This window comes from Micromonospora sp. NPDC049662, from assembly GCF_040675055.1.
Taxonomy (GTDB): Bacteria; Actinomycetota; Actinomycetes; order Mycobacteriales; family Micromonosporaceae; genus Micromonospora.
The window spans coordinates 1-26,513 of sequence record NZ_JBFAOC010000002.1; the positions used below are offsets into that span (position 1 = coordinate 1).

The 26,513-nt window shown below is 72.3% G+C and carries 27 protein-coding genes; 17 read left to right on the plus strand and 10 right to left on the minus strand.

All coding sequences use genetic code 11. The features are described from left to right. Positions 1–131 precede the first annotated feature (131 nt). A complete protein-coding gene (locus AB0J36_RS01835) occupies positions 132–500 on the minus strand; it encodes a DUF4267 domain-containing protein (protein ID WP_357123868.1) in 369 nt (122 codons plus the stop codon). An 88-nt stretch (positions 501–588) separates the two neighbouring features. Between AB0J36_RS01835 and AB0J36_RS01840 the strand changes: the two genes are divergently transcribed. After that, complete coding sequence (locus AB0J36_RS01840; RefSeq protein WP_357123871.1) at positions 589–1,161, plus strand: TetR/AcrR family transcriptional regulator; 573 nt, start codon at positions 589–591, stop codon at positions 1,159–1,161. Between the two features lie 98 nt (positions 1,162–1,259). On the opposite strand, the gene AB0J36_RS01845 is transcribed toward AB0J36_RS01840, so the two are convergent. Further along, positions 1,260–2,939, minus strand: a complete 1,680-nt coding sequence (locus AB0J36_RS01845) for a DNA repair helicase XPB (protein ID WP_357123874.1) — start codon at positions 2,937–2,939, stop codon at positions 1,260–1,262. A gap of 173 nt (positions 2,940–3,112) precedes the next feature. On the opposite strand from AB0J36_RS01845, the gene AB0J36_RS01850 reads away from it, so the two are divergent. Next, positions 3,113–3,985, plus strand: a complete 873-nt coding sequence (locus tag AB0J36_RS01850) for a L,D-transpeptidase family protein (protein ID WP_357123877.1) — start codon at positions 3,113–3,115, stop codon at positions 3,983–3,985. 97 nt (positions 3,986–4,082) lie between these two features. Beyond that, on the plus strand, positions 4,083–4,319 hold the full coding sequence (locus AB0J36_RS01855; protein ID WP_357123881.1) for a hypothetical protein: 237 nt from the start codon (positions 4,083–4,085) through the stop codon (positions 4,317–4,319). A 24-nt stretch (positions 4,320–4,343) separates the two neighbouring features. Here the strand turns inward: AB0J36_RS01855 and AB0J36_RS01860 are convergent, their stop codons facing one another. Continuing rightward, the gene (locus AB0J36_RS01860; RefSeq protein WP_357123885.1) at positions 4,344–6,827 is read right to left on the minus strand and encodes a helicase-associated domain-containing protein; all 2,484 of its coding nucleotides are present in this window, start codon (positions 6,825–6,827) and stop codon (positions 4,344–4,346) included. A gap of 84 nt (positions 6,828–6,911) precedes the next feature. On the opposite strand from AB0J36_RS01860, the gene AB0J36_RS01865 reads away from it, so the two are divergent. Beyond that, positions 6,912–7,535, plus strand: a complete 624-nt coding sequence (locus AB0J36_RS01865; RefSeq protein ID WP_357123888.1) for an HAD family hydrolase — start codon at positions 6,912–6,914, stop codon at positions 7,533–7,535. 27 nt (positions 7,536–7,562) lie between these two features. Further along, positions 7,563–7,949, plus strand: coding sequence for a cold shock domain-containing protein (locus AB0J36_RS01870; RefSeq protein ID WP_088986676.1), 387 nt, complete (start codon positions 7,563–7,565; stop codon positions 7,947–7,949). Here the strand turns inward: AB0J36_RS01870 and AB0J36_RS01875 are convergent. Then, positions 7,910–8,740 carry a 1,4-dihydroxy-6-naphthoate synthase gene (locus AB0J36_RS01875; RefSeq protein WP_355049197.1) on the minus strand — a complete coding sequence of 277 codons (831 nt, stop codon included), beginning with the start codon at positions 8,738–8,740 and terminating at the stop codon, positions 7,910–7,912. The two genes, AB0J36_RS01870 and AB0J36_RS01875, sit on opposite strands and share 40 nt — an antisense overlap. Before the next feature lie 672 nt (positions 8,741–9,412). Between AB0J36_RS01875 and AB0J36_RS01880 the strand changes: the two genes are divergently transcribed. Further along, positions 9,413–10,303, plus strand: coding sequence for a GNAT family N-acetyltransferase (locus AB0J36_RS01880; protein WP_363660030.1), 891 nt, complete (start codon positions 9,413–9,415; stop codon positions 10,301–10,303). Here the strand turns inward: AB0J36_RS01880 and AB0J36_RS01885 are convergent. Together AB0J36_RS01885 and AB0J36_RS01890 are read right to left on the minus strand one after the other, a co-directional pair. After that, positions 10,266–10,916 (minus strand): futalosine hydrolase, encoded by a 651-nt coding sequence (locus AB0J36_RS01885; protein ID WP_357123895.1) that lies wholly within the window; start codon positions 10,914–10,916, stop codon positions 10,266–10,268. The two genes, AB0J36_RS01880 and AB0J36_RS01885, sit on opposite strands and share 38 nt — an antisense overlap. Further along, the gene (locus AB0J36_RS01890; protein WP_357123898.1) at positions 10,913–12,529 is read right to left on the minus strand and encodes an MFS transporter; all 1,617 of its coding nucleotides are present in this window, start codon (positions 12,527–12,529) and stop codon (positions 10,913–10,915) included. The genes AB0J36_RS01885 and AB0J36_RS01890 overlap by 4 nt, the downstream gene beginning before the upstream one ends. Positions 12,530–12,618: 89 nt before the next feature. On the opposite strand from AB0J36_RS01890, the gene AB0J36_RS01895 reads away from it, so the two are divergent. Continuing rightward, positions 12,619–13,458 carry a DUF3027 domain-containing protein gene (locus AB0J36_RS01895; RefSeq protein ID WP_357123901.1) on the plus strand — a complete coding sequence of 280 codons (840 nt, stop codon included), beginning with the start codon at positions 12,619–12,621 and terminating at the stop codon, positions 13,456–13,458. 27 nt (positions 13,459–13,485) lie between these two features. Here AB0J36_RS01895 and AB0J36_RS01900 read toward each other — a convergent pair whose 3' ends face one another. Then, complete coding sequence (locus AB0J36_RS01900; RefSeq protein ID WP_357123904.1) at positions 13,486–13,731, minus strand: DUF2530 domain-containing protein; 246 nt, start codon at positions 13,729–13,731, stop codon at positions 13,486–13,488. 88 nt (positions 13,732–13,819) lie between these two features. On the opposite strand from AB0J36_RS01900, the gene AB0J36_RS01905 reads away from it, so the two are divergent. The 5 genes from AB0J36_RS01905 (at position 13,820) to thpR (ending at position 18,448) form a co-directional block, all read left to right on the plus strand. Next, positions 13,820–15,298 carry an NCS2 family permease gene (locus tag AB0J36_RS01905; RefSeq protein WP_357123907.1) on the plus strand — a complete coding sequence of 493 codons (1,479 nt, stop codon included), beginning with the start codon at positions 13,820–13,822 and terminating at the stop codon, positions 15,296–15,298. Between the two features lie 118 nt (positions 15,299–15,416). Next, the gene (locus AB0J36_RS01910) at positions 15,417–15,866 is read left to right on the plus strand and encodes a MarR family transcriptional regulator (RefSeq protein WP_355049191.1); all 450 of its coding nucleotides are present in this window, start codon (positions 15,417–15,419) and stop codon (positions 15,864–15,866) included. Between the two features lie 73 nt (positions 15,867–15,939). Continuing rightward, a complete protein-coding gene (locus AB0J36_RS01915) occupies positions 15,940–17,223 on the plus strand; it encodes an MFS transporter (RefSeq protein ID WP_357123912.1) in 1,284 nt (427 codons plus the stop codon). Between the two features lie 122 nt (positions 17,224–17,345). Next, the gene (locus AB0J36_RS01920; protein ID WP_357171977.1) at positions 17,346–17,855 is read left to right on the plus strand and encodes a hypothetical protein; all 510 of its coding nucleotides are present in this window, start codon (positions 17,346–17,348) and stop codon (positions 17,853–17,855) included. Positions 17,856–17,866: 11 nt separating this feature from the next. Next, positions 17,867–18,448 carry an RNA 2',3'-cyclic phosphodiesterase gene (gene thpR / locus AB0J36_RS01925; protein WP_363660031.1) on the plus strand — a complete coding sequence of 194 codons (582 nt, stop codon included), beginning with the start codon at positions 17,867–17,869 and terminating at the stop codon, positions 18,446–18,448. 113 nt (positions 18,449–18,561) lie between these two features. Here thpR and sepH read toward each other — a convergent pair whose 3' ends face one another. The 3 genes from sepH to AB0J36_RS01940 all read right to left on the minus strand — a co-directional run bounded on the left by sepH (position 18,562) and on the right by AB0J36_RS01940 (position 22,258). Beyond that, entirely contained in the window at positions 18,562–19,647 is a 1,086-nt protein-coding gene (gene sepH / locus AB0J36_RS01930; protein ID WP_357123921.1) for a septation protein SepH, read from the minus strand. Positions 19,648–19,831: 184 nt separating this feature from the next. Then, positions 19,832–20,959: a phosphoserine transaminase gene (serC, locus tag AB0J36_RS01935; RefSeq protein ID WP_357123924.1), complete on the minus strand. Its 1,128-nt coding sequence runs from the start codon at positions 20,957–20,959 to the stop codon at positions 19,832–19,834. A 192-nt stretch (positions 20,960–21,151) separates the two neighbouring features. Beyond that, entirely contained in the window at positions 21,152–22,258 is a 1,107-nt protein-coding gene (locus AB0J36_RS01940) for a citrate synthase 2 (RefSeq protein WP_357123927.1), read from the minus strand. A gap of 280 nt (positions 22,259–22,538) precedes the next feature. On the opposite strand from AB0J36_RS01940, the gene pdxH reads away from it, so the two are divergent. The 5 genes from pdxH to AB0J36_RS01965 all read left to right on the plus strand — a co-directional run bounded on the left by pdxH (position 22,539) and on the right by AB0J36_RS01965 (position 26,512). Beyond that, positions 22,539–23,168 carry a pyridoxamine 5'-phosphate oxidase gene (gene pdxH, locus AB0J36_RS01945; RefSeq protein WP_357172036.1) on the plus strand — a complete coding sequence of 210 codons (630 nt, stop codon included), beginning with the start codon at positions 22,539–22,541 and terminating at the stop codon, positions 23,166–23,168. Beyond that, complete coding sequence (locus tag AB0J36_RS01950; RefSeq protein WP_357171975.1) at positions 23,165–24,463, plus strand: MFS transporter; 1,299 nt, start codon at positions 23,165–23,167, stop codon at positions 24,461–24,463. Before pdxH ends, AB0J36_RS01950 begins: the two co-directional genes overlap by 4 nt. 18 nt (positions 24,464–24,481) lie before the next feature. Further along, positions 24,482–25,411 carry an aldose 1-epimerase family protein gene (locus AB0J36_RS01955; protein WP_357123933.1) on the plus strand — a complete coding sequence of 310 codons (930 nt, stop codon included), beginning with the start codon at positions 24,482–24,484 and terminating at the stop codon, positions 25,409–25,411. Continuing rightward, positions 25,411–26,013, plus strand: coding sequence for a nitroreductase family protein (locus AB0J36_RS01960; protein WP_357123936.1), 603 nt, complete (start codon positions 25,411–25,413; stop codon positions 26,011–26,013). Before AB0J36_RS01955 ends, AB0J36_RS01960 begins: the two co-directional genes overlap by 1 nt. A 187-nt stretch (positions 26,014–26,200) precedes the next feature. Continuing rightward, a complete protein-coding gene (locus AB0J36_RS01965; protein WP_357123939.1) occupies positions 26,201–26,512 on the plus strand; it encodes a type II toxin-antitoxin system VapB family antitoxin in 312 nt (103 codons plus the stop codon). Position 26,513 lies beyond the last annotated feature (1 nt).

Here is a 26,513-nt window from a genome sequence, read left to right on the forward strand (position 1 = left end):
CACCCCCACCCCGACCAGCCCCCGCCGGTCCCCGACCAGCCCGGTGATCAAGAGGTTCGCGTCACCGATCGGGCGGAATTTGACGCGAACCTCTTGATCAACAGGGCCAGCCTGGGGGCGAGCCCTGGGGGTTACAGGGCGAAGAGGAGGGCGGCGTTTAGGAGGACCACTACGGCCGTCGCGAAGTGGATGCCGAAGGCCACGGCCTTCGTTCCGCCGTTGCGCAGCACGATGAGGGTGTCGCCCAGGGGGACGAGCGCGACGATCAGCATGTACCACGCGACCGCGTCGGCGGTGGTGAAGGCGATCAGGGCGAGGCCGAGCAGCCCGAAGGTGACGTCCTTGAGCCCTTTGACCGTCAGGTAGGCCGAGTCGCCCGGCCGGGCCGGCACGCCGTACCCGGCGGCTGCGGCCCGCGGCACCAGCAGGAACCGTGCGCCGATGAAGAGGACGAAGAGACTGAGTACGACGGCGAGCCCGTAGGCCAGGGGTGACAACATGATCCGCTCCAATTGCTAGCGCTGCTAGGTATAAGAGCGACGCTAGCAGAGCGCGGACAGATTCGCTAGCGGTGCTAGCATTGCTGTCATGTCGACTCAGACGCGCCGGGAGCGCGAGCGGGCGGAACGGGAACGCGCCATCGTCGCCGCCGCCCGGGAGTTAGCCCTGGCGGAAGGCTGGGACGCGGTGACGACCAGGCGGCTGGCCGCCGAGATCGAGTACAGCCAGCCCGTCCTCTACAGCCACTTCAAGGGCAAGGACGCCATCATGGCGGCGGTCGCCGTCGAGGGCTTCGCTGAACTGGCGACCGCGCTGGTGACCGCCCGTGCGGCCGCGGCCGACCCACGGCAGGCGGTCGCCGACGTCGCTGCGGCGTACGTCGCGTTCGCCGACCAGCGACCCGCCCTCTACGACGCGATGTTCACCCTCGCCGTGGACCTGCCGTTCGCCAGCTCGGACGTCCCGACCGATCTCGCCCGGGGTTTCGCCGAACTGGCCGAGACGGTACGGCCGTTCGCCGGCGACGCCGACCTGGAGACTCTCACCGAGACGTTCTGGAGCGGCCTGCACGGTCTGGTCACGCTCATGCGCAGCGCCCGCCTCCGCCGCGAAGGCCACGACCGCCGGCTGGCAGCGCTGGTCGACCGCTTCTCCCGCTGACCGAGGCCGGGTTCCAGGAAGGAGGGGTGTCCGGGCGCTCGGGACACCCCGGCCTCCAGGAAACCGAGTCGATCAAGCCGACAAAGCAAAAACGCAGGTCAGTCGAAGGACGGTAGGGACGGGCCGAGGACGTCGTCGGCGTCGACGATCGTGTACGCGTACCCCTGCTCGGCGAGGAAGCGCTGCCGGTGTGCCGCGTACTCGGTGTCGATCGTGTCCCGGGAGACGACCGTGTAGAAGTGCGCCTGCCGGCCGTCGGCCTTCGGACGCAGCACCCGACCCAACCGCTGGGCCTCCTCCTGCCGTGACCCGAACGTGCCGGACACCTGGATCGCCACCGCCGCCTCGGGCAGGTCGATGGAGAAGTTGCCGACCTTGGAGATCACCAACGTGCGTAGCTCGCCGGTGCGGAACGCGTCGAACAGCCGCTCGCGCTCCTTGTTGGTGGTGGAGCCCTGCACGATCGGCGCGTCCAGGTACTCGCCGATCTGGTGCAACTGGTCGATGTACGCGCCGATCACCAGCACCTGGTCGTTCGGGTGCCGGTCAACGAGGGCCTTGACCACGGGCAGCTTGGTGCGCGCGGTCGCCGCCATCCGGTAGCGTTCCTCGGCCTCCGCCGTCGCGTACGACATCCGCTCCGCGTCGGTCAGCGTCACCCGGACCTCGACACACTCGGCCGGGGCGATCCAGCCCTGCGACTCGATGTCCTTCCACGGCGCGTCGTACCGCTTCGGCCCGATCAGGCTGAACACGTCGCCCTCGCGGCCGTCCTCGCGTACCAGAGTGGCCGTCAGGCCCAGCCGGCGGCGGGCCTGGAGGTCCGCCGTGAAGCGGAAGATCGGCGCGGGCAGCAGGTGCACCTCGTCGTAGACGACCAGGCCCCAGTCGCGGGCGCCGAACAGGTCCAGGTGGGTGAACACGCCCCCCTTTCGGGAGGTGAGCACCTGGTACGTGGCGATGGTGACCGGGCGGATCTCCTTGCGCTCGCCCGAGTACTCGCCGATCTCCTCCTCGGTCAGCGACGTGCGGGCGATCAGCTCGCGCTTCCACTGCCGGCCGGCGACGGTGTTGGTGACCAGGATCAGCGTCGTCGCCTTCGCCTCGGCCATCGCCGCCGCGCCGACCAGGGTCTTGCCGGCCCCACAGGGCAACACGACCACGCCCGACCCGCCGGCCCAGAACGCCTCGACGGCCTCCCGCTGGTACGACCGCAGCGTCCACGGCTTGCGCCCGTCCTTGCCGGCCTCGGCCAGCTCGATCGGGTGCGCCTCGCCGTCCACGTAACCGGCCAGGTCCTCCGCCGGCCAGCCCAGCTTGAGCAGCGCCTGCTTGAGCCGGCCCCGCTCGGACGGGTGCACCCGGATCGTGTCGTCGTCGATCTTGTCGCCGAGCATGCCGGCGAGCTTCTTGCTCTTCGCCACCTCGATCAGCACCAGCCGGTCCAGCGCCCGCAGCACCAGCCCGTACGCGGGATCGTTGGCGAGTTGGAGCCGGCCGTACCGGTCCATCGTCTCGGCCACGTCCACCAGCAGCGCGTGTGGCACCGGGTAGCGCGAGTACTTGATCAGCGAGTCGACCACGCCCTCGGCGTCGTGCCCCGCCGCGCGGGCGTTCCACAACCCGAGCGGGGTCAGCCGGTACGTGTGCACGTGCTCCGGAGACCGTTCCAACTCGGCGAAGGGCGCGATCGCCATCCGGCAGGCCTGCGCGTCGGGGTGGTCGATCTCCAGCAGCAGCGTCTTGTCCGACTGCACGATCAGGGGTCCACCACTCACGCCAGCGTCCTCTCCTCGGTTGGCCGTCGGGACCGCCGCGGTCGCACACCCGCTGCGGGCCGACCATCCAGTGTTGCACGACGGGAAACGTCCCAAGAAAGATGCTCACCGGATGCAACCAGGACGGCACTTACGAACGTCTAGGAAAGGGACAACTGTCCAGGGGAGGTGCCATGCGGCGTGTCCGGCACACTTCCCGGCTGTTTGCCCTGGTGGTGGTCGTGCTGGTCGGTGCCGGCGCGTGCACGTTCGATCCGCGGTCCGGCGGGAGTGGTGGCGGGGGAGCCGCTCCGGTCGGTGCGGCGGAGCAGGCATCGGGGGCGAGCGGCACGTCCGGGCCGGCCCAGCACGGCCGGCCCACCACACCGTCGTCCGCCCCGAAACCCTCTCGAAAACCCACGCCGAAGCCGACCCGCGCGGCGTCGACCCCGAGCACCGGCGCGCCGACCGCCGCCGGCTGCCCACAGGGCCAGCACCAGCGCGCGGTGGAGACGTACCTCGCCCGCCTCGGCGGGTTCGGGGCCGTCACCGTCGACGGGCGGCAGTCCGCCGCCGACTGCGCCGCCATCAAGAAGTTCCAGCAGAGGTACGGCATTCGCCCCGTTGAGGGTCGCGCCGGACCGACCACCCTCGACGTGGCCCAGCGCCTCGCCACCACCGACACGACCCGCTGCCGGGCCGGCGCGGGCACCACGTTCTGCGTGGACCTGACCCGGCAGACCGTCTGGGCGATGCGGGGCGGCAAGGTGGTCATGGCGCCGACCGTGACCCGCACCGGAATGTCCGGCTTCCGCACCCCTTCCGGCACGTACACGGTCAACTTCCGTAACCCGAAGGAGTGGTCCGACCCGTACGAGGTGTGGCTGCCGTACTGGCAGCACTTCACCCAGGGCATGGGCTTCCACGAGACCACCACCTACCTGCACGACAAGTCGATCGGCTCGCACGGCTGCGTCAACCTCCTGCACGCCGACGCGGTCCGGATGTGGGAGCTGGGCAAGGTCGGCACCCGCGTGGTGCTGATCGGTCGCCGCCCCGGCACCTGAGCGACACGCCCTCCTTTCCGGGTTTTATCCCCTGTCGGACCGGTCACCGGAGTGTCACGCTGGGAGTCCAGGGCCGGATCGGGCGGGGAGGCTGGGTATGACGGTCGACCGTGAAGTGGTCGCGCAGTACGAGCAGGCGCCGCCCGACGAGGTGTCCCGCGCGACGGTGTTCGCGTACGCCTTCGCGGCGGCGCTGCTCTTCGGGTGGTTCCTCTTCGGGTGGCTGGTGCTCCAACAGGGCTTCGTCGACTCGGTCGGCGAGTCGGCCGGGGCCGGCTTCGCCCTCCTGCTGCTCATCTCGGTGGTCGGCACCGTACGACGCAGCCGCCGCTGAGCGACCACGGGAGAACGGAGCCGCTCAGTCCGCCAGCACCGCCGCGGTGATCCGGTGCAGCGCGAAGGTGTGCAGCATTTCGGTCCGCTCGTCCTCGGCGCGCAGGTAGCCCGCCCCGATCGAGACCGGCTTCACCAGCCGCGACGCGGTCGCCCCGTGGGCGTCCACATACCCGACCCAGACCAGCGCCCGGTCCCGGACCGCCTGCTGGAGCACGGCGAGCGCCTCGCTGTGCGTGTGCGCCGGCACCGGGCCACCGCCCAGCCCCGCCGCCCCACCCCGGACCACCGCCGGGGCGCGACGGGCCGCCCGCGCCGCCGCATCACCCCGCCGGATGTGCTCCACCACCCCGAGCAGCCGGGGCATCGGCAGCTTCGGGGTAACCAGCGGGTCCAGCGTCCTGGTGGTCACCCCTACCCGCGCCGGAGCGCGCCGGACCCGTGGCCGAATCAGCATCGTGCTGCCCATGCCGTCCTCCTGCACCGGCGCGTAGCCCGCCTCCCGCAGCGCGGTGAGCATCCGGCTGACCTGGTACGGGGTGGTCAACACCGTCGGCGCCAACCGACGCAGCGTCAGCGACTCCAGCCGCCGGTCGGCCAGCACCTCGGTGAGGAGCGCCTCGTCGTCGCTGCGCAGGTACGCCCCGGCCGAGCCGGCCCGCAGCCCGCCGTGCTTACGGGCCACGTCGTCCACCAGGTAGCTGAGCCCCTGCGGCACCGGGGTACGCGACCGGCGACGGAACAACTCGTGCAGGTCGTCGGCCGTGTAACCGGCGTCCAACGCCCGCCGGACGCTCGCCGTGGTGACCCGGTGCACACTCGCCCCGCCGGCCGACTCGAGTTCCGTCGTCGCCTCCAACTCGGCGGCGAGCGCCGGCTCGGGCGGGCCGGGCACCACCACGGTCAGGTCGGCCTGCACCAGGAAGTGGTCGACCGGGGCGGGCAGCAGCGCGTCCAACGCCCGCGCCGCACCGGACGGATCGCCACTCTCGGTGTCCGCGTGCAACCCCAGCGGGTCGCCGCCGGACTCGTCGGTCGACGTCAGCTCGCCCAGCAACAACCGTCCGTACGAGGTGAGCGCCCCCAGCCCGGTCATACCGAGCTGCGCCGCCTCGGCCAGCACCTCCCGGTGGGCGGCCTCCCGACCTCGGCTGCGCCGTGGCGTCCGCCAGTCCAGCAGGGCCTGCAACTCCTCCGGGGTGGGCGCGGTCGCCGGCTCCAGGTCGGCGAGCACCCCGAGCACCGCCCGGCGGGTTGCCGGCGCACCGGCCCGCTCGGCCTCCGCCGAGAGCGCGGTGATCGGCCGGTCCCGGTCGTCACGCCGCCCGACCAACCCCACCTGCCGGGTCATGGTCATCCAGGCGCGGGCCAGGTGCTCCCACCGTTGGGCCAGTGATCCGGCCCGCCACACCTCGTACCCGCCGGTCGGCAGCACCTGCTGGTCCGCCCCGTACCGACCGGTGGTCGCACCGGGCAGCTCCATCTCACCGGCGAGCCCCGCCGCGTACGCCACCTCGAGCAGCAGCGCGGTGGTCGGCTCGTCCAGGCCGGCGGTGCGGGCCAGCCGGCGCAGGTCGCGGACGCCGATGCCACCCGACCGCAGCACCGGGGCGGGTTCGGCGGCGAGCTGTTCCAGCAGTCCTTCGGTGTGCCGGACCACCTCCATGGTCTGCCCGGCGCCGGCCGAGTCGACCATCTTGGGCTCGCGGGGAGCGGCAGCCACCGACGGCGGGCTGGTCTGCAACGGCCCGAGCGGACCGCTGTCGCGCCGCAGCAGGAGGCCGACCTCGCGGGGCAGCTCGACGGTGCCGCCAGCCGTCCCCGAGCCGGCCGAGACGGTCACCAGCAGCCGATTGTCGACCAGCCAGCGCACCGGTGAGCCGGTGGGCGCGCCGCCGTTGATCGGGTCGGCGAGGACGGCGTCCTGCGCGCCGATCGCCGGTGCCTGCAACGCGCCCGGGGGCACGCTACCGACCGGCGGCCCGGCCGCCAGCCGGTCCAGGATCGCCCGGGCCGACGGGGGCGCCGCGAGCAGCGTCCGGCGCAGTTTCGCCGGGTCCGCGCAGAGGGCGGCCGCGCGAACGTCCAGGTCCGCGGCGGGCCGACCAAGTCCAGCGGGGTACGGGGAGACCTCGTCGACGGCGGCCGCCACGTACATGGCGTGCTCGGGGCCGTACAGCAGGAACAGCGCCCTCAGCCGGCCCACGGCGGCCCGGACCGCGGTCGGCGCCGGTGGGTGCGGCCCAGCGGTCGCCATGGCGAGAATCGTGTCGATGGCGGTCGTGCCCTCGTCCGGGTGCCGGGTGAGCCGGCCGGCGTCCAGGATCAGCAGGGTGAACTGGTCCAGCCCGTCCAGCGCGCGGGCCACCGAGACCCGGGACTGGGCGCGGATGGCCAGAGCGGAGATGTCGGCCGGCACGGGCACGACGAGGTCCGGCCGCAGTTGCAGGAGTGCGGCCAGGGACTCGTCGGGCAGCGACCGCAGATGGTCGGCGAGTGAGGTGGTCATCGTCTTTCCACGCTAGCCCGGGGTGGGCCGGTCGCGCCCCTCGGACGTACGGCCGGCTGTGCGTCGGCGAGTAGGTTTCTCGGCATGTCTGCACCGACCGTCGGATTCGACCTCGACATGACCCTGGTGGACTCCCGCCCCGGCATCGCCGCGGCCTACCGGGCGCTGACCGCGAGGACGGGCGTTCCGGTGGACGCCGACCTGGCGGTGTCCCGCCTCGGCCCGCCGCTGCGCACCGAGATCGCGCACTGGTTCCCACCGGAGCAGGTCGAATCGGCCGTCCTGCTGTACCGCGAGCTGTACCCGGCGTACGCGATCACCCCGACGGTCCCGATGCCCGGCGCGCGGGAGGCCATCGACGCGATCCGTGCCCGGGGCGGAAGGGTGCTCGTCGTCACCTCCAAGATCGCCCGGTTGGCCCGGCTACACCTGGACCACCTCGGCCTGGTGGTGGACGAGCTCGCCGGTGACCTGTTCGCCGAGCAGAAGGCGACCGCCCTTCGGGAGCACGGCGCGACCCACTACGTGGGCGATCACGTGGCGGACATGGTGGCGGCGGGGGTTGCCGGCGTGCCCGGAATCGCCGTGGCGACGGGCCCGTGTTCCCCGGATGAGCTGCGTGCGGCGGGGGCGAGCGTCGTGCTGGACGATCTCACCGGATTCCCAGCGGCGCTCGACGGCATGATCCAGCTAGCCTTGGAGCAGTAGCGGCTCAAGTGAAGCAGGGGTTTTCAGGTGCCTACGGGTCGAGTGAAGTGGTACGACACGGCCAAGGGATACGGCTTCGTCACCAGTGACGAGGGCGGTGACGTGTTCCTGCCCAAGGGCGCGTTGCCGGCGGGCGTCACCGACCTCAAGGGTGGTCAGCGGGTCGACTTCAGCGTGGTGGACAGCCGCCGTGGCGCCCAGGCCATGGGCGTGAAACTGCTGGACGCGCCGCCGTCGATGGCGGAGCTGCGGCGCCGGCCGGCCGAGGAGCTGCACGGCCTCGTCGAAGACATGATCAAGGTGCTGGAGGCGAAGGTCCAGCCGGACCTGCGTCGGGGCCGGTACCCGGACAAGAAGACCGCGCAGAAGATCGCTCAGCTGGTCCACGCGGTCGCGCGCGAGCTGGAGGTCTGAGGCACCAGCCCGGCGGTGGCGGCGCGGTCGAGGAGCGCCGTCACCGCGGCGAAGCCGGCCTCACCCAGGTCGGCCGTGAACTCGTTGACGTAGAGGCCGATGTGCCGGTCCACCACGTCGAGTTCCATTTCCTGGGCGTGCGCGAGGACGTACTCCCGGCTGACCGTCGGGTCCGCCCAGGCCTGCCGGACGGACTCGCGGATCCAGCCGGCGGCGGCCTCCGGGTCGACCGCGCCGCGACGGGCCAGGATCGCGCCGAGGGGAATGGGCAGGCCCGTGTCGGCCTCCCACCACTCGCCGAGGTCGACGAGCGCGGTCAGGCCGTGCCGGTGGTAGGTGAAGCGGGCCTCGTGGATGACCAGGCCCGCGTCGTAGCGGCCGGCCGCGACGCCCGGCATGATCTCGTGGAACGGAACCACCTCGATCCGGGCTGGCGGCCGTCCGGCCGACCAGAGCCGGAACAGCAGGTAAGCGGTCGTCCGGTCGCCCGGCACGGCCACCGTGGCGCCGGTCAGGTCGGCGCGGTCGCCCCGGGTGAGCACCAGCGGCCCGCACCCGCGACCGAGCGCGCCACCGCAGGGCAGCAGGTGGTAGTCGTCGAGCAGCCACGGCAGCGCCGCGTAGCTCACCTTCACCAGGTCGAACGCGCCCCGCTCGGCCGCCGTGTTGGTGACGTCGACGTCGGCGTAGGTCACCTCGACCGGCGGTGCGCCGGGCACCCGCCCGTGCACCAGGGCGTCGAACACGAACGTGTCGTTGGGGCAGGGCGAGATCGCCAGGGAGAGCGCCACGCCCTTCACGTTAGCCCCGCCCGCGCGGCCGGTCGGTGCGACCCCGTGCTTGGTGATCCGCGACAAACCAGGCCGGCGCCGACTCCTGCCCCTCCGGTGCCCTCGTCCAGGTGCGAGAGGTCACGTCGCTCGGTGTCGAGCTGCCCCGGATGTGGGGTGAGGGGGCACGGGCGGCGGTGGTGGCGGGTGGTTAGGTCGGTCCCTGTCGAGCTGCCCCGGATGTAGGGCGAGGGGCACTGCTGGCTGTGGTGGCGGGTGGTTAGGTCGGTCCCTGTCGAGCTGCTCCAGATGTGGGGCGCAATCGCGCCAGCGGCGGCGGGTCGTGGCGATGCTTGATGCCTATGGCGTGCCCGCCCGTGCCCGTGCTCGTGCGGTGCCCGTGCCGTGCCTGTGCCGCTCGTGCGGGTGCCCTGCCTGTGCGCGCTGTGGCCGTGGCGGTGGGGGCGTTCGGTTGTCGCGGTGGTCAGTGGATCCGGGTGGTCGTGGTGGTGGGCGGGGGCGATCCGGGGTGTACCGCCCTTCGGGCGATCGGCCGCGCCCCACTTCTGGGGCAGCTCGACAGGGGCCGACCACCACAGGGATACCCACAGCCCAAGCGCGTTGTCCACATGGTTATCCACAGGCGTAGGGCGCGCTGTTGACGACGCTCGCCGTGCGGAAAACCATGGACGGGTGGGGATCAGCGGGGATGCGATCGACGTGGGGGCGGTGCTGCGCGATCTTCGTCGACGTGCAGATCTGAGCCAACGGGAGTTGGCCGATCGGTCCGGGGTCCCGAAGAGCACACTGGCCCGGATCGAGGCGGGGCGGGGCGGCGAGCCGGCGTTTCGCACGGTGGCGCGGCTCGTCGGAGCGGCAGGGGGCGAGCTGGCGATCCGGCTGCACGGCGAACCGCCGCTCGGCAAGTTCGCCGATTCGGGCGGCGTGCCGCTGGGCATGCCTGTCGACGAGCCACGGGACGAGGCCGACCGTCGGTACCCGGCGCACCTCGATGTCCGCCGGGTACGGACCCTCAAGGACTGGCCGGGCGCGTGGTGGGCGCATTCGTACACTCTTCCGCAGAGATCGTGGCCTCTGCGCGTGCCGGAGCTGACCTACGACCTCGACCGGGCTCGGCGGGACCGGCGGCGGTGGCGGCAGGAGGCCCGCGCACGGGTGACTTTCCGGCGTACGGGCGAAGACGTGCCGGCCACCTCTTGGCGGTTCGTCGCCGAGCTGCCCGGAGCGGGACCGGTCGGCGAGCTGCGGGCTCATGAACGGAGTGTCGACCTCCTCCTCGGCGACGAACTGGACGACCGGCGTGAGGTGGTGCTCGAGGGTGTTGTCGTCGCTCCGGACCTGCGGTTTCTCGGTATCGGACGGCGGCTGGTCGAGCTGTTGGCCAAGGAGATGGCGCGGGCCGGCCTTCGTGCCGCCCACGCGGTCGCCGAGTTCGGCAACGTCGATTTTCTCCTCGCCTGCGGATTCGAACTTCGAGCGAGCAGACCGTCGGCGCTGATGCTCGACGTCCGAGGCGCGCCCGGGGTCAGCCCAGTGCCGCAGCCGCCTTCGTCAGCGCGGTGAGGGCCTCGCGCAGCCGCCAGGCGTCGCGGTCGCGCGGGCCGATCGGGTTGGAGATGGTGCGCAGCTCGGCGAAGGGCACTCCGGCCTGGGCGGCGGCGACGGCTACCCCGTACCCCTCCATGGCCTCGGCCACCGCCTCCGGATGCCGCCGGCGTAGCTCCTCGGTGCCGGCGGCGGTGCCGGTGACGGTGCTGACCGTGAGCACCGGGCCGATCGTGGCCATGGGTAGGGCGGCTCGCAGCGTTGCCAGTAACGCCGGGTGTGCAGGGACGACGCTGCCGCCGCCGAGCAGCGCGGGTGGCATGCCCAGATCCTCGATGCCGATGAAACCGTCCGGTGAGTCGGCGCCCAGGTCGGCCGCGATGCTCGCGGTGCCGAGCACGGTGTCGCCGACCGCTGCGCGCCCGGTGAAGCCGCCGGCCACGCCGGCACTGACCACCGCACGGTACGGACGACCGGCCGCCTCGGCCAGGGTCAGCAGCCGCGCGGTGGCGGCACCTGCGACGGCCGGGCCCACCCCGACCGGGGCGACGGTCACGTCGGTGGCGGTCAGCCCGGCCTGTACGGCGTCCGCCTCGGCCGGCACCGCGGTCACCACCAGCAGACCGCTCACGAGAGCGAGCCGGGGGACTCGCGGCGGGTCTCGTCGTCCGCGCCCCCACCCGGGCCGCCGACCGACGAAGAGGGCCGGTAGATGTGGTAGCCCGGCGGCGCGAGCCCTGCTTCGTCCTGCCGCTGCGACGTGGCCTGAGGTGGCGCCGGCGAGGTCGGTGCGACGGTCTCGGGCGCGACGGTCTGGGGCGCGACAACCTCGGGCTCGTCCTCGGCCAGTTCGTCGTCACCCAGCGGCCGGCCGGCCAGCTTCTCGGTGCGTAGCCGAGCGGCGACCAGCACTCCCCGGACGGCGGCCACGATGCCCACCCCGGCGGCGACCGCGATGCCGGTCCGGCCGGCGAACGGCACCAGCCCGAGCCCGCCACCGGCGACGAAGGCGAGCATGAGCACCGTCTCGGAGTGGGCGAAGGAGCTGGCCCGCAGCCGCTCCGGGATGCGCTCCTGAATCGAGGCGTCCACGGCGAGTTTGGCCACTCCGCTGACCAGCGCGGTGACCAGGCAGAGCAGGGCCACCATCAACAGCGAGAACTGGATGACGGCGAGTACCCCCACCCCCGCCACGATGATCATGCTGCTGGACTGGATGGCGGTCGGCCGGTGGATACGCAACCGGGTGCCGACCGCGGTCGCCAGGAAGCTGCCGACGGCCAGGGCGCCGCCGATCAGCCCCAGCGCCCACTCCGCGCCCAGGTCCCGCCCGAACACCCCGGTGGTCAGATCGCCCTTCTTGATGGCGAACGCGAGGAAGAGCAGCAGAAAGCCGTACACGGCCCGCAGGGTTGCGGCGCCGATCAGGGTGGCGATCACCAGCCGTCCGGCGGGCCGACCCCGGCCCAGCGGCCGGTCCGCGCGGCGGCCCAGGGCGCGTAGCGCGCGAGGGACGCGCTCGGGTGGCTCCGAGTCCGCCTTCGGGGGCAGCCGCAGCGAGATCACCATGCCGATCAGGAAGATCACCGACGCGACCCGCAGCGGCCACTGCGGCCCGAACCAGAAGGCGGCCAACCCGATCGGGGCCACCAGCGCGCCCGCCACCGTGCCGTACACGCTGGCCCGGGCACCCACCTGGGAGAGGCCCAGCCCTTCCGGCAACAGCCGGGGTACCGCCGCCGAGCGGGCCACGCCGTAGGCGCGCGACAGCGCCAGCACACCGAACGCGGCCGGATAGAGCCCGAAGCCGTGGATGTAGTCCGAGATCAGCCAGGCCAGGAACGCCCGGCCGAGCATGGTGGCGGCCAGCGCGTACCGCCGGCCGTGCCGGAAGTGGTCCAGCAGCGGCCCCACCACGGGCGCGAGCATCGCGAACGGCACCATGGTCACCAGCAGGTAGAGCGCGACCTTGCTGCGGGCCTCACCCAGCGGCACGTTGAAGAAGATCGTCCCGGCCAGGCCGATCGCGATCAGGGTGTCACCCGCGCAGGAGAGCGCGTGCAGGTCGAACAGCCGGACCATGCCGACCTCGCCGCCGGCGCCCCGCGCGCGGGCATGACCGGCCCGGCGGGTCACCCAGCGGCCGCTGCCCACCGAGCCGCGCAGGAGCAGACGGATGGCCCGAATGCCGGTGCCGACGGTCCGCCCGAGGAGGGAACGCCCGGAGTGGGAGTACGGCGGCATGTGCACCATCCTCGCCCATCCGACGCAGGTGTGCCGCATCAGTCGCGGCGAAAGGTTCCCCGGGAGTCCCTGTCACCCCTGCGGGGAGCATGGGGAACAATGGTCTGGTGACCAGGCCCGCCTCCACCCGTGCCGCCCGTCTCGACCAGGTCTGCGCCGCCGCCGTCGAGGTGGCCCGTGCCGGCATCACCGAGGTGGACGCCGACGACGTCGGCGACCACCTGCAGGTCGTGTCCGAGGGCGATCGGCTGGTCACCCACTACTTCGAGTGTCGCCTCGCCGGCTACCGCGGTTGGCGGTGGGCGGTCACCGTGACCCGCGTCCCGCGCAGCCGTACGGTGACCATCTGCGAGACGGTGCTGCTGCCCGGTCCGGACGCGCTGCTCGCGCCCGGCTGGCTGCCCTGGCAGGAGCGGCTCAAGCCCGGTGACCTCGGCCCGGGTGATCTGCTGCCGACCGCTCCGGAGGATGAGCGGCTGGTCCCCGGCTACCTGCTCTCCGACGACCCGGCGGTCGAGGAGACGGCCTGGGAGCTGGGTCTCGGTCGGGCCCGGGTGCTCTCCCGGGAGGGTCGGGCCGACGCGGCGCAGCGCTGGTACGACGGCGACCACGGCCCGACGGCCGCCATCTCCACGGCCGCGCCGGCCGCCGCCCGCTGCGGCACCTGTGGCTTCTACCTCCCGTTGGCCGGGGCGATGCGGGCGGCGTTCGGCGCGTGCGGCAACTTCTACGCACCCGACGACGGCCGGGTGGTCAGCGCCGACCATGGTTGCGGCGCGCACTCCGAGACGCTGATCGAGGCCGCCGAGACCGCGGTCGAGGACCTACCAACGGTGTACGACGACAGCGCCGTGGAGGCCATGTCGGTCAGCCGTGCGCCGGGTTCGGTCGAGGCGGGGGAGCCGGCGGAGCCGTACGGGCACCCCTGAGCGGCGCTCCGGCGCGGGCCGGCGCGTTCAGATCGCCCGGCGGCGGCGTCGGTTGGCGTCGTGCCGCAGCATGACGGCGAGCCCGGGGAAGCCCCACAGGAAACCGGCCAGGCAGGTCCAGAGCCAGTTCTCGTGATGGTGCTCGGTCAGCCAGCCCCGGAAGAACACCAGCAGCACCAGTCCGACGACCGCCCACGCGATCAGGCCGGCGACGGCGAACGGCACCATCGGCGGGTCCAGCGGCGCGGGGCGCGGTGGCTGGTCGTTCGGCATCGGGCAAGCGTACGCGATGCACTTCCCCTGCCCGCCAGCGATCTGGGACGATGCGCGCGACAACCGGAAGATCACCTGTGAGGTCCTCATGGCAGTAGCGCCGCCCGAGAACGACACACCTCCCAACCCCGCTCAACCGCGTAACGGCTTCGACCGGTTCTTTGAGATCTCCGCCCGCGGCTCAACGTTGAGTCGTGAGGTACGAGGTGGTCTGGCGACCTTCTTCACGATGGCGTACATCGTCGTGCTCAACCCGCTGATCCTGGGCGGCGCGGTCGACGGCGACAACAAGACTCTCCCGATTCCGGCGCTGGCCGCCGCGACGGCGCTGGTCGCCGGCCTGATGACCATCCTGATGGGTGTCGTCGGCCGGTTCCCGCTGGCGCTCGCCGCCGGTCTGGGCGTCAACGCCCTGGTGGCGTACGAGATCGCTCCCGAGATGACCTGGGCCGACGCGATGGGCCTCGTGGTGATCGAGGGTGTGATCATCGCGCTGCTGGTGCTGACCGGTCTGCGTACCGCGGTGTTCCGGTCGGTGCCCACGCAGATGAAGACGGCGATCGGCGTCGGCATCGGCCTCTTCCTGACCATCATCGGTCTGGTGGACGCCGGCTTCGTCCGGCGGCTCCCGGACGCCGCCAACACCACAGTTCCGGTCGGCCTGGGCGTCGGCGGCAAGCTGTTGAGCTGGCCACTGCTCGTCTTCGTGGTGGGCCTGCTGCTCACGCTGGTGCTCGTGGTGCGCCGGGTCCGCGGCGCGATCCTGATCGGCATCCTCGCGTCCACCGTGCTGGCGGTGATCGTGGAGGCGATCGGCAACATCGGCCCGTCGTTCGTCGACGGCAAGCCCAATCCGAAGGGCTGGGCGCTGAACGTGCCGGAGTTGCCCAAGACGGTTGTCGACGTGCCGGACCTGTCGCTGCTCGGCAAGTTCAACGTGCTCGACTCGTGGGGTCGGGCCGGCTGGGTCGTCGTGCTGATGTTCATCTTCACGCTGCTCATCACGGACTTCTTCGACACCATGGGCACGATGGTGGCGGTCGGCCAGGAGGGTGGCCTGCTGGACGAGCAGGGCACCCCGCCGAGGGCCAAGGAGATCCTGCTGGTCGACTCGATCGCGGCGGCGGCCGGCGGTGCGGCCAGCACGTCGAGCAACACGTCGTACATCGAGAGCGCGGCCGGTGTCGCGGAGGGTGCCCGGACCGGCGTGGCCAACCTGGTCACCGGCGCCCTCTTCCTGCTGGCGATGTTCCTGGCGCCGCTGGTGGTGATCGTGCCGTTCGAGGCGGCCTCGACGGCGCTGGTGGTGGTCGGTTTCCTGATGATGACCGCGGTACGGACGATCGACTGGTCGGACTACGAGATCGCGATTCCCGCGTTCCTCACCATCGTGCTGATGCCGTTCACCTACTCGATCTCGAACGGGATCGGTGCTGGTCTGATCACCTTCGTGGTGGTCAAGCTGGCCCGGGGCAAGGCCCGGGAGATCCACCCGCTGCTGTACGGGGTGGCCGCCCTCTTCGTGCTGTACTTCCTGCGCGGGCCCATCGAGTCGCTGGTGCTCTGACAGGTGTCGTCCGGGCGGGGAGTCGATGGTGACTCCCCGCCCGGAACTGCACAAACATCCCCGTGAGCCTGGTCATAACAGATGTCGTTAGCCAGGCTCACTAGTTAAGCTAACTAACGTGACGGAGCGGACGGTGACGGCGGAACGCGTGCCACCGGCGCAACTGGCTCCCCAGTTGCGAGATGCGATCACCCGACTCAACCGGCGGGTCCGACGGGCCCGGCCGGTCGGCGACCTCACGGTCACCCAGGTCTCCGCGCTCACCAGCCTGCGGCTGGCGGGCGGGATGACGCCCCGGGAACTGGCCGAGATCGAACGGGTGCAGCCACCGACGATGACCAAGATCGTCGCGAAGTTGGAGGACCGTGGCCTCGTGCGGCGGACCCCCCACCCGACCGACGGCCGGCAGGTCATCCTCGCGGCGACCGAAGGAGGGCAGGCCGTGCTCGACCAGTTCGAGCGGGCCCGCGACGAATGGCTGGCCCACCGGCTGGCCGCGCTCGACGAGGACGAACGGGAGACCCTGCACAGGGCCGCCGAGATTCTCCAGCAGCTCGCTCGCGCCTGAGCCCGCGCCCGCGCCACCGGGCCGTGCCGTCACCTGACGATGACGCGTACGTCCTTGAGGAGGCGCACCGAGAGTGCAGGCCAAGCTGAGCACGATGTTCCAGTCCCTACAGGTCCGCAACTACCGCCTTTTCGCATCCGGGCAGCTGATCAAACTGATCGGCGTCTGGATGATGTTCATCGCCCAGGACTGGCTCGTCCTCGAGCTTTCCGACAACTCGGCCACCGCGCTCGGCGTGGTCACCGCCTGTCAGTTCACGCCGGTGCTGCTGCTCACGCTCTTCTCCGGCCGCCTCGCCGACCGGTACGACAAGCGGGTCCTGCTGTTCGCCGCGAACGCCTTCTGGAGCGTGCTGGCGCTCGGCATGTCCCTGCTGGTCCTCACCGACCTGGTCCAGCTCTGGCACGTCTTCGCGTTCGCCGCGCTCCTCGGCACGGCCAACGCCGTGGAGACCCCGGTCCGCCAGGCGTTCGTCTCGGAACTGGTCGGCACGCCGCTGCTGCCCAACGCGCTGTCGCTGAACGCCGCCGTCTTCAACTCCGCCCGGATCGTCGGTCCGGCAGTCGCCGGTCTGGCGATCGCCGCCTTCGACGTCGGCCCGGTCTTCCTGTTCACCGCCGTCAGCTCCATCGCGCCGCTGGTGAACGTCGTCCGGATGCGGACCGCCGACCTGCACCGCGACGCGCTCCTACCGCGCGACGAGCGGGCGTCCGCGAAGGTCGTCGACGGGCTGCGGTACGTGTGGCGGCGGCCGGACCTGCTGCTGCCGATGGCGGTGATGTCGGTGATCGGCATGTCGCTGTTCAACTTCCAGCTCACCCTGGCCGCGCTGGCGAAGACGGTGTTCAACACCGGTGCCGCCTCGTTCGGCCTGTTCAGCACCGCCCTTGCCGTGGGCGCGCTGGGCGGCGCGCTCAGCGGCACCGGCCGGCGCAGCCGCCCGTCGGTGTGGCTGGTGCTCGGCGCCGCGATCGGCTGCGCCAGCTTCGGCACCCTGGTCGGCTTCGCGTCGGCGTACTGGCTGGTCGTCGCGCTGCTGGTGCCCACCGGCTTCTTCATGGTCTTCTTCGCCCAGGCCGCCAACCAGCGCGTCCAGCTCGGCGTGGACGCCGCGTTCCGGGGACGGGTGATGGCCCTGTGGGTGCTGGTGTTCCTGGGCACCAACCCGGTCGGCGCACCGCTGATCGGCTGGGTGGCCGAGCGCTTCGGCGCCGGCGCGAGCATCTGGATGGGCGGGCTGATCTCGCTGGCCACCGCGCTGATCGCGCTGACCTGGCAACTGCGCCGCTCCGGTGCGCGGCTGCGCTTCCGGGTGCTGCCCATGCCCCGCTTCTACGTCACTTCCGCCGACTGCTGAGCCACGCGCTCGGGCCCCCGCCGACCGCCGGGCAGGGGCCCCGAGCGTGGTCCCGATCGACGGATAGCGCGGATGCGGCCAAACCGCTGGCGAGGTGGCACGCCGGGGCTTAGCGTCGATACGTGGGAGTCGGACGCGCGCTGATGCTGGCCCTGGCGTTCCTCGCCATGGCCAGCATTCCGGCGGTGTTCGCCCTGCTCTTCTGCTACGACGAGATTCTCGACCGGGTGGTCTGCGGTTGGGCCGAGTGGCGGGAGCGCCGGCGGGAGCGACGCACGATCGCCCGCCTCGACCGAGCCATCGAAGCCGACGCGCTGACCCGGGACATCGACCTCAGCGAGTTCGACCGCACCGACCGTCGTCCCCTGGAACAGCTCGCGGCCGACCTGCGCCGCCTCGGCGGTCAGCGACTCGGCGGCATCGGCCGGCCGATGGTCTGGCACGGCGCGGTGGTCCAGGCGTACGACGACCGGCTCCGGCTGGCCTGCCGCGCCCTGGGGATCAGCGAACACCTGGCCGAGCTGACCGGCGTCGACCAGGAGATCGAGCGGGTACGCGTGGAGGGCCTGCTGCACGCCGCCGGGTTGACCCTGCCGGCCGCCCGAGCTGGCCACCGGCAACGCCACCGTTGACAGGCCCCCGAATGCGGCTGTTCGTCGCGGTCAACCCGCCCGTGGAGGCGGTCGACCATCTCGGCGCGCAGATCGCGCGGTTGCGGGTCGGCGCGGCGGCGGCCGCTGGTGCCCGGGTGCGGCTCGCCGACCCGGCGGACCTGCACCTCACCCTGGCGTTCCTCGGTGACGTCGAGGCCGCCCGGCTCGTCGACGTGGAGAGTGCGCTCGGGCTCGCCGCCGACTCGTTCCGCGCCGGCCTCGATGCCCCGCCCCGGCTGCGTCTCAGCGGTGGTGGCGTGTTCGGCGACGGTCGGCGCACGGTGCTCTGGGTGGACGCCCAGGGCGATGTCGAGGCGCTGCACGGCCTGGCCCGGCTGGTCCGGGACCGGCTGCGACGCGCTGGGGTGGCTCACGACGACAAGCCCTTCCGCCCGCACCTGACCGTGGCCCGGCCCGGGGACCGGATGGACCCGGCCGCCGTCGAAGCCGACCGCACCGCGCTGGACGAGTACGCGGGACCGGAGTGGCCGGCGACCGAGCTGCTGCTGATGCGCAGCCACCCCGGGTCGGGACGCTCGCGCTACGACCGGCTCGCCGCCTGGCCGCTCTGACTCGGCGCGCCCGCCTGAACGGCCTTGATCGACTCGGGTTCGTGGAAGTCGGGGTGTTTTACGGGTGCTGACAGCGCGACTTCCGTGAACCCGAGTCGATCAAGCGCGGAGCGTCAGGAGGACTCTCGGGCGGCCGGACCGCTGCCGAAGAGCACGTCGTCCCAGCTCGGCAGCCGCTTGCGCGGCTTGCCGCTGGCGTCGGTGGACTCGCCGCCGGCCGCCGCAGCGGCTGCCGTGCCGGTGCGTCGGGGCCGCAGCACCGCCAGCGACGGCACGGCCGGGACCTCCTTGGGCGCGTCCGAGTCGTCGTCGAAGGCCGACCCCTGGCCGCCGCCGAGCAGCGCGGCAGCGCCACCGCCGACCGGCCGCTGCCGGGGCGCGTCGGACCCGGCCAGAGCCGCCGGAGTACGCGGTTCGAGCCCGCGACCCGACGAGCTGCCGAGTGGACGGTCCAGCGAGGCGAGCAAAGCGTCCCGGCCGGCCCGGATCGGATCCCGGCCCGGTCGCGGGTGCTCGGACGCCGCCGGCAACCCGTGCCCACCCCGACTCGGCTCACCGCGCGAGGGACCGGGCAGGCCGTGCCCGCTCCGCTCCGGCGCCGGCTCCTGGCCGAGGATCGGCGTGGGCCGCTCGGCGCACAGATATTGCGCCATGTCGTCGTGCGGCGTGACCACCTGCCGGGCCTTGTCCATGTCCCAGATGGCCTGCGCGGTGGCCTTGCCCGACGGCCAGGTGGCGATGATCCGCCAGGTGCCGTCGTCGCGCCGGTACGCGTCCCAGGAGATCTTCTCGGTGTCGATGCCGTGCTGGCTCAGCCGACCGTTGACCACCTCGGCGAGCGGGGTGGGCTTCTCCGCGCCCTTGAGGCGGGTGCGACGGGCGTGCTGGGCGAGCATGGCCCGCTCCTGGAGCACCGGACCGGCGTAGCGCAGGACCCGGTCGACCGGCACTCCGGCGATCCGGGCGACGTCCTCGGCCGACTCACCGGAACGGATGCGGGCCTGGATGTCCCGGGGGGACAGTGAGGGAATCGGGTCGACGGTGCTCGGTGCCACCGCGAGCGGCGGGGCACCCGGCTCGGGGTGCATCACACCGGCGATGCGCTCGTCGATCGGCAGGGCGAGCAGTCGCCCGACCTCGTCGGCGAGCACCAGGGCCTGGCCGTCCTCGGAGAGGGCGACGAAGCGTACTGGGCGCATAGCGTTGCCTCCGTCCCGCTTCGCTGGCCGCACGCCACGAGTCGGCCACCCAGGCGTCTCGGACCACCGTACGCGCATCTGTCTCAGGGTGGGGGAAGCGACACCCGCATGTCGTGACTGAGCTGCGGCAACGATCACGGTGGGTGTCCGTCGAGGCGTCAACGGACACCCACCGTGACGAAGCTCAGAGGCGCTCGACCACGTAGTCGATGGAGGCGGTCAGAGCCTCGACGTCGGACGGCTCGACGGCCGGGAACAGCGCCACCCGCAACTGGTTGCGGCCGAGCTTGCGGTACGGCTCGGTGTCGACGATGCCGTTCGCGCGCAGCGCCTTGGCGATCGCGGTGGCGTCCACCCCGTCGGCGAAGTCGATGGTCGCGACCACGTTGGACCGCAGCGCCGGGTCGGTGACGAACGGAGTGGCCACCGTGGACCGCTCGGCCCAGCCGTACACCGTGGCGGCGCTCTCCGCCGTGCGCTTCGCCGCCCACGCCAGGCCGCCCTGCGCGTTCATCCAGTCGGTCTGCTCGGCGGCCAGGAAGATGGTGGCCAGTGCCGGAGTGTTGTAGGTCTGCTCGAGCCGCGAGTTGTCGATCGCGGTCACCAGGTCGAGGAAGGCCGGGATGTAGCGCCCGGACGCCTTGACCTCGGCGGCCCGGTCCAGCGCGGCCGGCGACATCAGGGCCAGCCACAGGCCACCGTCGGAGCCGAAGCACTTCTGCGGCGCGAAGTAGTAGACATCGGTCTCGCCGACGTTGACCTCCAGGCCACCCGCGCCCGAGGTGGCGTCGACCAGCAGCAGCGACCCCTCGTCCGCGCCGGCCACCCGGCTGATCGGCACGGCCACGCCGGTCGAGGTCTCGTTCTGCGGCGTCGCGTACACGTCCACGCCGGCCTCGGCGACCAGGGCCGGGGCGCTGCCCGCTTCGGCCTTGCGGACCGTCGGCTCGCCCAGGAACGGGGCGTCCTTGACCGACTTGGCGAACTTCGCGCCGAACTCGCCGAAGCTGGCGAACTGCGCCCGGTCGCGGACCAGGCCGAAGGTGGCGACCTCCCAGAACGCGGTGGTGCCGCCGTTGCCGATGACGACCTCGTAGCCCTCGGGCAGGGAGAAGAACTCGGCGATCCCGGAGCGCAGCCGGGCCACCTGGTCGCGGACCGTCTTCTGCCGGTGCGACGTACCCAGGTAGCTGGTCGCCACCTCGGCGAGCGCGGACACGGCCGCCGGACGGACCTTGGACGGGCCGCAGCCGAAACGGCCGTCGGCGGGCTTGATCTCGTCGGGAATCCGGATGATCGGTGCGTCAGCCACGGTTCTGAAGATCCTTCCGCAAGGGCGAGGGCGGGCCCGGCGACACTGCCGGCCCTCATCCTCGCACCCGTCGCGATCAGTCCGGCCGCTGGTCCCACGACCGTCCATGAGGCGTGCGCCACAACGCGCCCTGCCGAAAGGAAGGGCCCCTTCCTATACGCGAGGCGTTAAGAAGGTGCCCTTCCTTACACCTCAGACGCCGTGCGGGACGGCGCCCCAGCCCTCGACGTCGGACGGCTTGCGGGTTTCCGGGCCGACGTAGCGGGCGGACGGTCGAACCAGCCGCTGGAGGCGCTTCTGCTCCAGGATGTGCGCGCTCCAGCCGCCCATCCGCGCGCAGGTGAACATCGACGTGAACATGTGCGCCGGCACCTCGGCGAAGTCCAGCACCACGGCCGACCAGAACTCGACGTTGGTGGCCAGCACCCGGTCCGGGCGGCGGGCCTGCAATTCGGCCAGGGCGGCCTTCTCCAGCGCCTCGGCGATCTCGAAGCGCGGCGCGCCCAGCTCCTTGGCGGTGCGCCGGAGCACGCGGGCGCGCGGGTCCTCGGCCCGGTAGACCCGGTGGCCGAAGCCCATCAGCCGCTCGCCACGGTCGAGGACACCCTTGACGTAGCCCTCCGCGTCGCCGCTGCGCTCCACCGCCTCCAGCATGGTGAGCACGCGCGACGGCGCGCCACCGTGCAGCGGGCCGGAGAGGGCGCCGATGCCGGACGAGATGCAGGCCGCCGCGTCGGCGCCGGTGGAGGCGACGATGCGGGCGGTGAAGGTGGAGGCGTTCAGGCCGTGCTCGGCGGCCGAGATGAAGTACGCGTCGACGGCCTTGACGTGCCGCGGGTCCGGCTCGCCGCGCCAGCGCTTCATGAACCGCTCGACGATGGTCTGCGCCTTGTCGATCTCCTTCTGCGGCACCGCCGGCAGGCCGAGGCCGCGAGCGGACTGGGCGACGAAGGAGAGCGCGGTCACCGACACCCGGGCCAGGTCCTCGCGGGCCTGCTCGTCGGAGATGTCCAGCAGTTGGCTGAGGCCCCAGTACGGCGCCAGCATGGCGACCGCCGACTGCACGTCGACCCGGATGTCACCGGAGTGCACCGGCACCGGGAACGGCTCTGCGGGCGGCAGGCCCGGCCCGAACCGGCCGTCGACCAGCAGCGCCCAGACGTTGCCGAATGAGACCTGGCCGATCAGATCCTCGATGTCGACCCCGCGATAGCGCAGCGCGCCACCCTCGCGGTCGGGTTCGGCGATCTCGGTCTCGAAGGCGACGACGCCCTCCAGACCGGGTTTGAAGTCGGCCATGTCGCTCTCCTGGATCTGGTCGGTGCGCCCGATCAGCTGATCCGGCCCGGTCGGCCGAGCGCCTTAGGCGACCCTCAGGGATGTGTTCGGAACATCTTGCCTGCTGGGTAACCGGATACGCGACCCAGTGCGACTGTGCTGCACGCGACATCTCAGGGCGCGCATTCTCCGCGCCGGTCGGTGAGACTGGGCGAAGCGGTCTGGCCAGCGCGGGAGGGCGCCGGTCAGCACGCCGAGAAGGAGTGGGGACGTGACGGGCGACACACCAGCCCCGGCCGCGATGCGTAACGAGTACGCCGCGGACCTGGGCCTGACCGAGGCTGACCTGGCCGCCGACTGGTACACCCAGTTCGACAGGTGGTTCGCCGACGCGGTGGCTCACGGGCTGCCCGAACCCAACGCCATGGTGGTGGGCACGGCCGACGCCGCCGGCCGACCGAGTGGGCGGACGGTGCTGCTCAAGGGGTACGACCCGGAGGGCTTCGTCTTCTTCACCAACCACCTGTCCCGCAAGGGCGTCGAGGCGGCCGGCAACCCGTACGCCAGCCTGGTCTTTCCGTGGTTTCCGATGCAGCGGCAGGTGGTGGTCGCAGGAGTGATCGCCCCGGTCGAGCGGGCGGTGACCGAGTCGTACTTCGCGAGTCGGCCGCGCGGGTCACAGGTGGGCGCGTGGGCCAGCCCGCAGTCGTCCGTGGTGCCGGACCGGGCCACGTTGGAGGAGCGCTACCGCGAGGTGGCCGAGCGGTACGCCGACGAGAGCGCCATTCCGCCACCGCCGCACTGGGGTGGTCTGCGGGTCCGGCCGGACTCGGTGGAGTTCTGGCAGGGCCGGTCCGGTCGGTTGCACGACCGCCTGCGCTTTCGTCGCGTCGACGGAAGCGACTGGATCGTCGAGCGGCTGGCGCCGTGACCGGTGTGCAGGAGGCCCGGCCGCGCGGAGCGCGCCGCTGGGCGATCGACGTCCGCCCGCTGGGCGTCCCGGCGTACCGGCGGCTGTGGCTCGGCAACACCGTGGCGATGTTCGGCTTCCAGTTCACCGCCGTCGCGGTGCCGGTGGAGATGTACGCCCTCACCCGGGACTCGTTCTGGGTCGGCCTGCTGGGCATCGCCGCGTTCGTACCCCTGCTGATCTTCGGGCTCTGGGGTGGCGCGGTCGCCGACGCCCGCGACCGCCGTGCGGTGCTGCTCGGCGGCTCATTGTTGCTCTGGGCATCCACCCTCGGGCTGCTGGTCCAGGCGCTGCTGAACGTGGGCAGCCCGGTGCTGCTGCTGGTGTTGATGGCGGTGCAGTCGGTGGCGTTCGCGATCACCTCGCCGGCCCGCAGCGCCATGCTGCCCCGGCTGGTCCCCGACGACCTCGTCCCGGCCGCCAGCACCCTCAACTACACGACCTTCACCGCCGCGTCGGTCGCCGGCCCGCTCGCCGCCGGCCTCATCCTCGCCGCCTCGTCGGACACCCGGGTGGTGCTGCCGATCGCGTACGGGCTGGACGCGGTGCTGTTCACGGCGATGCTCTGGGCGGCGCTGCGCCTGCCGGCGCTGCCGCCCGAGCCGAGCGCCGACGGTCAGGTCCGCCGCGCCGGCCTGGCCAGCGTCATCGACGGTTTCCGGTACCTGGCCACCACGCCCGTCCTGCTGCTCTCCTTCGGCGTGGACCTGATCGCGATGATCCTGGCCATGCCGAGGGCCCTGTTTCCGGAGATCGCCAACGAGCGGTTCGGCGGGGGCGGCTCGGTCGGCCTGCTCTACAGCGCCATCGCGATCGGCTCCATGATCGGCGGGCTGACCTCCGGCTGGATCGGTCGGCTCCGCCGGCAGGGGGTCGGCCTGGTCGTCGCGGTGGTCGGCTGGGGAGTCGCGATCGCCGCCGCCGGGCTGGCCCAGCAGCTCTGGCTGATGGTCCTGCTGCTCGCCGTTGCCGGCGCCGCCGACCTGGTCAGTGCCGTACTCCGCCAGTCCATGCTGCTGGTGTACGCGCCGGACCGGATGCGCGGCCGACTCCAGGGCGTCAACACGGTGGTGGTGGCCGGTGGGCCTCGCCTCGGCGACCTGCGGGCCGGCACCATGGCCGCCGGGTTCGGCGGCGGGGTGGCCTGGGTCGCCGGCGGACTCGCCTCGGCGGTGCTCGTGGTGGTGCTCGCGGTCGCCTTCCCGGCGCTGCTGCGCTACCGGGCCACGACGGCGTCGAGCGGCGACCGGTCGTGACCGGTTAGGGTCGCCGGCATGGACAGCCCTGAGCAGCGCCCCTTCTCCGGCGCACAGTGGACCATCGCCGCCGCGGGCCACGAGGCCGTCATCGTCGAGGTGGGCGGCGGGCTGCGGACGTACCGGCACGACGGCGTCGACCTGCTCGACGGGTACGGCGTCGACGAGGTCTGCCCCGGCTGCGCCGGACAGGTGCTCGCTCCCTGGCCGAACCGGATCCGGGACGGGCGCTACGTGTACGGCGACCGGACGCACCAGCTCTCGCTGACCGAGCCGGAGCGGCATGTCGCCATCCACGGGCTGGTCAACTGGGTGCCGTGGCGGCTGTTGGAGCAGTCCACGGACGCGGTGACCGTCGGCTACGACCTGCCGCCGCAGCCCGGCTACGAGTGGCCGCTGCGGCTGGTCAGCCGGTGGAGCGTGAGCGCGGACGGTCTGCGGGCCGAGCACGAGGTGACGAACGTGGGCACCGAGGTCGCCCCGTTCGGCTTCTCCGTGCACCCGTACCTGCAACTGCCGGGTGTCGCCGTGGACGACCTGGTCATGCGGCTGCCGGCGCGTACCCGGATCATGGTGGACGGCCGGTTGCTCCCGGTCGGCGCGACGCCGGTGGCCGGCACCGAGTACGACTGGACCAGCCCGCGCCGGATCGGCGACGCCGAGTTGGACCTGTGCTTCGGCGAGGTCGTCCGTGACGCCGACGGCGGCTCATCGGTGAGCCTCGCGGCGCCGGACTCCTCGTCCGGGGTGAGCATCTGGGCGGACGCGGAGTTCGGCTGGTGGCAGGTCTTCACTGGCGACGCGCTCACCGGCGAGCGACACCGCCGGTCGGTGGCGATCGAGCCGATGACCTGCCCGCCGGACGCGTTCCGGTCGGGCAAGGACGTGCTCGCGCTGGGGCCCGGCACGACCTGGCGGGGTGCCTGGGGCATCCGTCCCGGGGCCTGATGGAGTTCGCCGAGGTCGTCCGCCGTCGACGGATGGTCCGCAACTACGACCCGGACCGTCCGGTCCCGCCCGACGTGGTGGACCGGCTGCTGGACCACGCCGTGCGCGCCCCGTCGGCCGGCTTCGCCCAGGGCTGGGGTTTCCTGGTGCTGGAGGAACCGGCCGACCGGGAGCGGTTCTGGGCGGCCACCACGCCCGACGGCGGAGGCCGGGAGCGCTGGCTGGCCGGGATGCGCCGCGCGCCGCTCATCGTGGTGCCGCACGCCAACGAGTCGGCCTACCTGACGCGGTACGCGGAGCCCGACAAGGGCTGGACCGACCGGTCGAAGGACCGCTGGCCGGTGCCCTACTGGTACGTCGACACCGGCTTCGCCGCGCTGCTCATGCTGCTCACGGCGGTGGACGAGGGGCTGGGGGCGTGTTTCTTCGGGATCCCACCCCAGCGGCTGGCCGCGTACCGGGAGAGCTTCGGCGTGCCCGAGGAGTACCAGCCCATCGGCGCCGTCACAATCGGTTACCGGGCGGCGGACCATCGGTCACCATCGTTGCGTCGCGGTCGGCGCGGGATCGACGAGGTGGTGCGGCGCGGCCGGTGGAGCTGAGCGTGGCGTCCCGTTCGTCGGGTTGAGGATCGGACGAGCGATAGCGAAACTGACATCAGGGAGCAGAACGTCGCGTGCGCGGGGCCGCTAGGCTGGCACGGTCATCGGCGCCGCGCCGCGCGGCGCCCGCCGCGGCCCGGCTCGGCGCCGTCGGTCCGTCCGGTCTCGGGGAGGGGAGCGTGCCGTCGTGATCTTCAGAGCGGTCCGGGACGGGCGTCCCTACCCGGAGCACAACCTGACGCTCAAGCAGTGGGCGGAGATCCCGCCCCGTCCGCTGCGGCTGGATCAGTTGATCACCACCAAGCGCGAGTTGGCGCTCGACAAGCTCCTAGCGGAGGACTCGACCTTCTACGGCGACCTCTTCCCGCACGTCGTGCAGTGGAGCGGTGGCCTCTATCTGGAGGACGGGCTGCACCGCGCGCTGCGCGCCGCGCTGCAACAGCGCAACCAGATCCACGCCCGGGTCCTGGTGCTCTCCGGTACGGGCGATCCCGCCTGAG

Coding starts and splice junctions, on each gene's coding strand:
- AB0J36_RS01835 (WP_357123868.1), bottom strand. CDS start 500: ATGTTGTCACCCCTGGCCTACGGGCTCGCCGTCGTACTCAGTCTCTTC.
- AB0J36_RS01840 (WP_357123871.1), top strand. CDS start 589: ATGTCGACTCAGACGCGCCGGGAGCGCGAGCGGGCGGAACGGGAACGC.
- AB0J36_RS01850 (WP_357123877.1), top strand. CDS start 3,113: ATGCGGCGTGTCCGGCACACTTCCCGGCTGTTTGCCCTGGTGGTGGTC.
- AB0J36_RS01855 (WP_357123881.1), top strand. CDS start 4,083: ATGACGGTCGACCGTGAAGTGGTCGCGCAGTACGAGCAGGCGCCGCCC.
- AB0J36_RS01860 (WP_357123885.1), bottom strand. CDS start 6,827: ATGACCACCTCACTCGCCGACCATCTGCGGTCGCTGCCCGACGAGTCC.
- AB0J36_RS01865 (WP_357123888.1), top strand. CDS start 6,912: ATGTCTGCACCGACCGTCGGATTCGACCTCGACATGACCCTGGTGGAC.
- AB0J36_RS01890 (WP_357123898.1), bottom strand. CDS start 12,529: ATGCCGCCGTACTCCCACTCCGGGCGTTCCCTCCTCGGGCGGACCGTC.
- AB0J36_RS01895 (WP_357123901.1), top strand. CDS start 12,619: ATGGGGAACAATGGTCTGGTGACCAGGCCCGCCTCCACCCGTGCCGCC.
- AB0J36_RS01900 (WP_357123904.1), bottom strand. CDS start 13,731: ATGCCGAACGACCAGCCACCGCGCCCCGCGCCGCTGGACCCGCCGATG.
- AB0J36_RS01905 (WP_357123907.1), top strand. CDS start 13,820: ATGGCAGTAGCGCCGCCCGAGAACGACACACCTCCCAACCCCGCTCAA.
- thpR (WP_363660031.1), top strand. CDS start 17,867: ATGCGGCTGTTCGTCGCGGTCAACCCGCCCGTGGAGGCGGTCGACCAT.
- sepH (WP_357123921.1), bottom strand. CDS start 19,647: ATGCGCCCAGTACGCTTCGTCGCCCTCTCCGAGGACGGCCAGGCCCTG.
- AB0J36_RS01940 (WP_357123927.1), bottom strand. CDS start 22,258: ATGGCCGACTTCAAACCCGGTCTGGAGGGCGTCGTCGCCTTCGAGACC.
- pdxH (WP_357172036.1), top strand. CDS start 22,539: ATGCGTAACGAGTACGCCGCGGACCTGGGCCTGACCGAGGCTGACCTG.
- AB0J36_RS01955 (WP_357123933.1), top strand. CDS start 24,482: ATGGACAGCCCTGAGCAGCGCCCCTTCTCCGGCGCACAGTGGACCATC.
- AB0J36_RS01960 (WP_357123936.1), top strand. CDS start 25,411: ATGGAGTTCGCCGAGGTCGTCCGCCGTCGACGGATGGTCCGCAACTAC.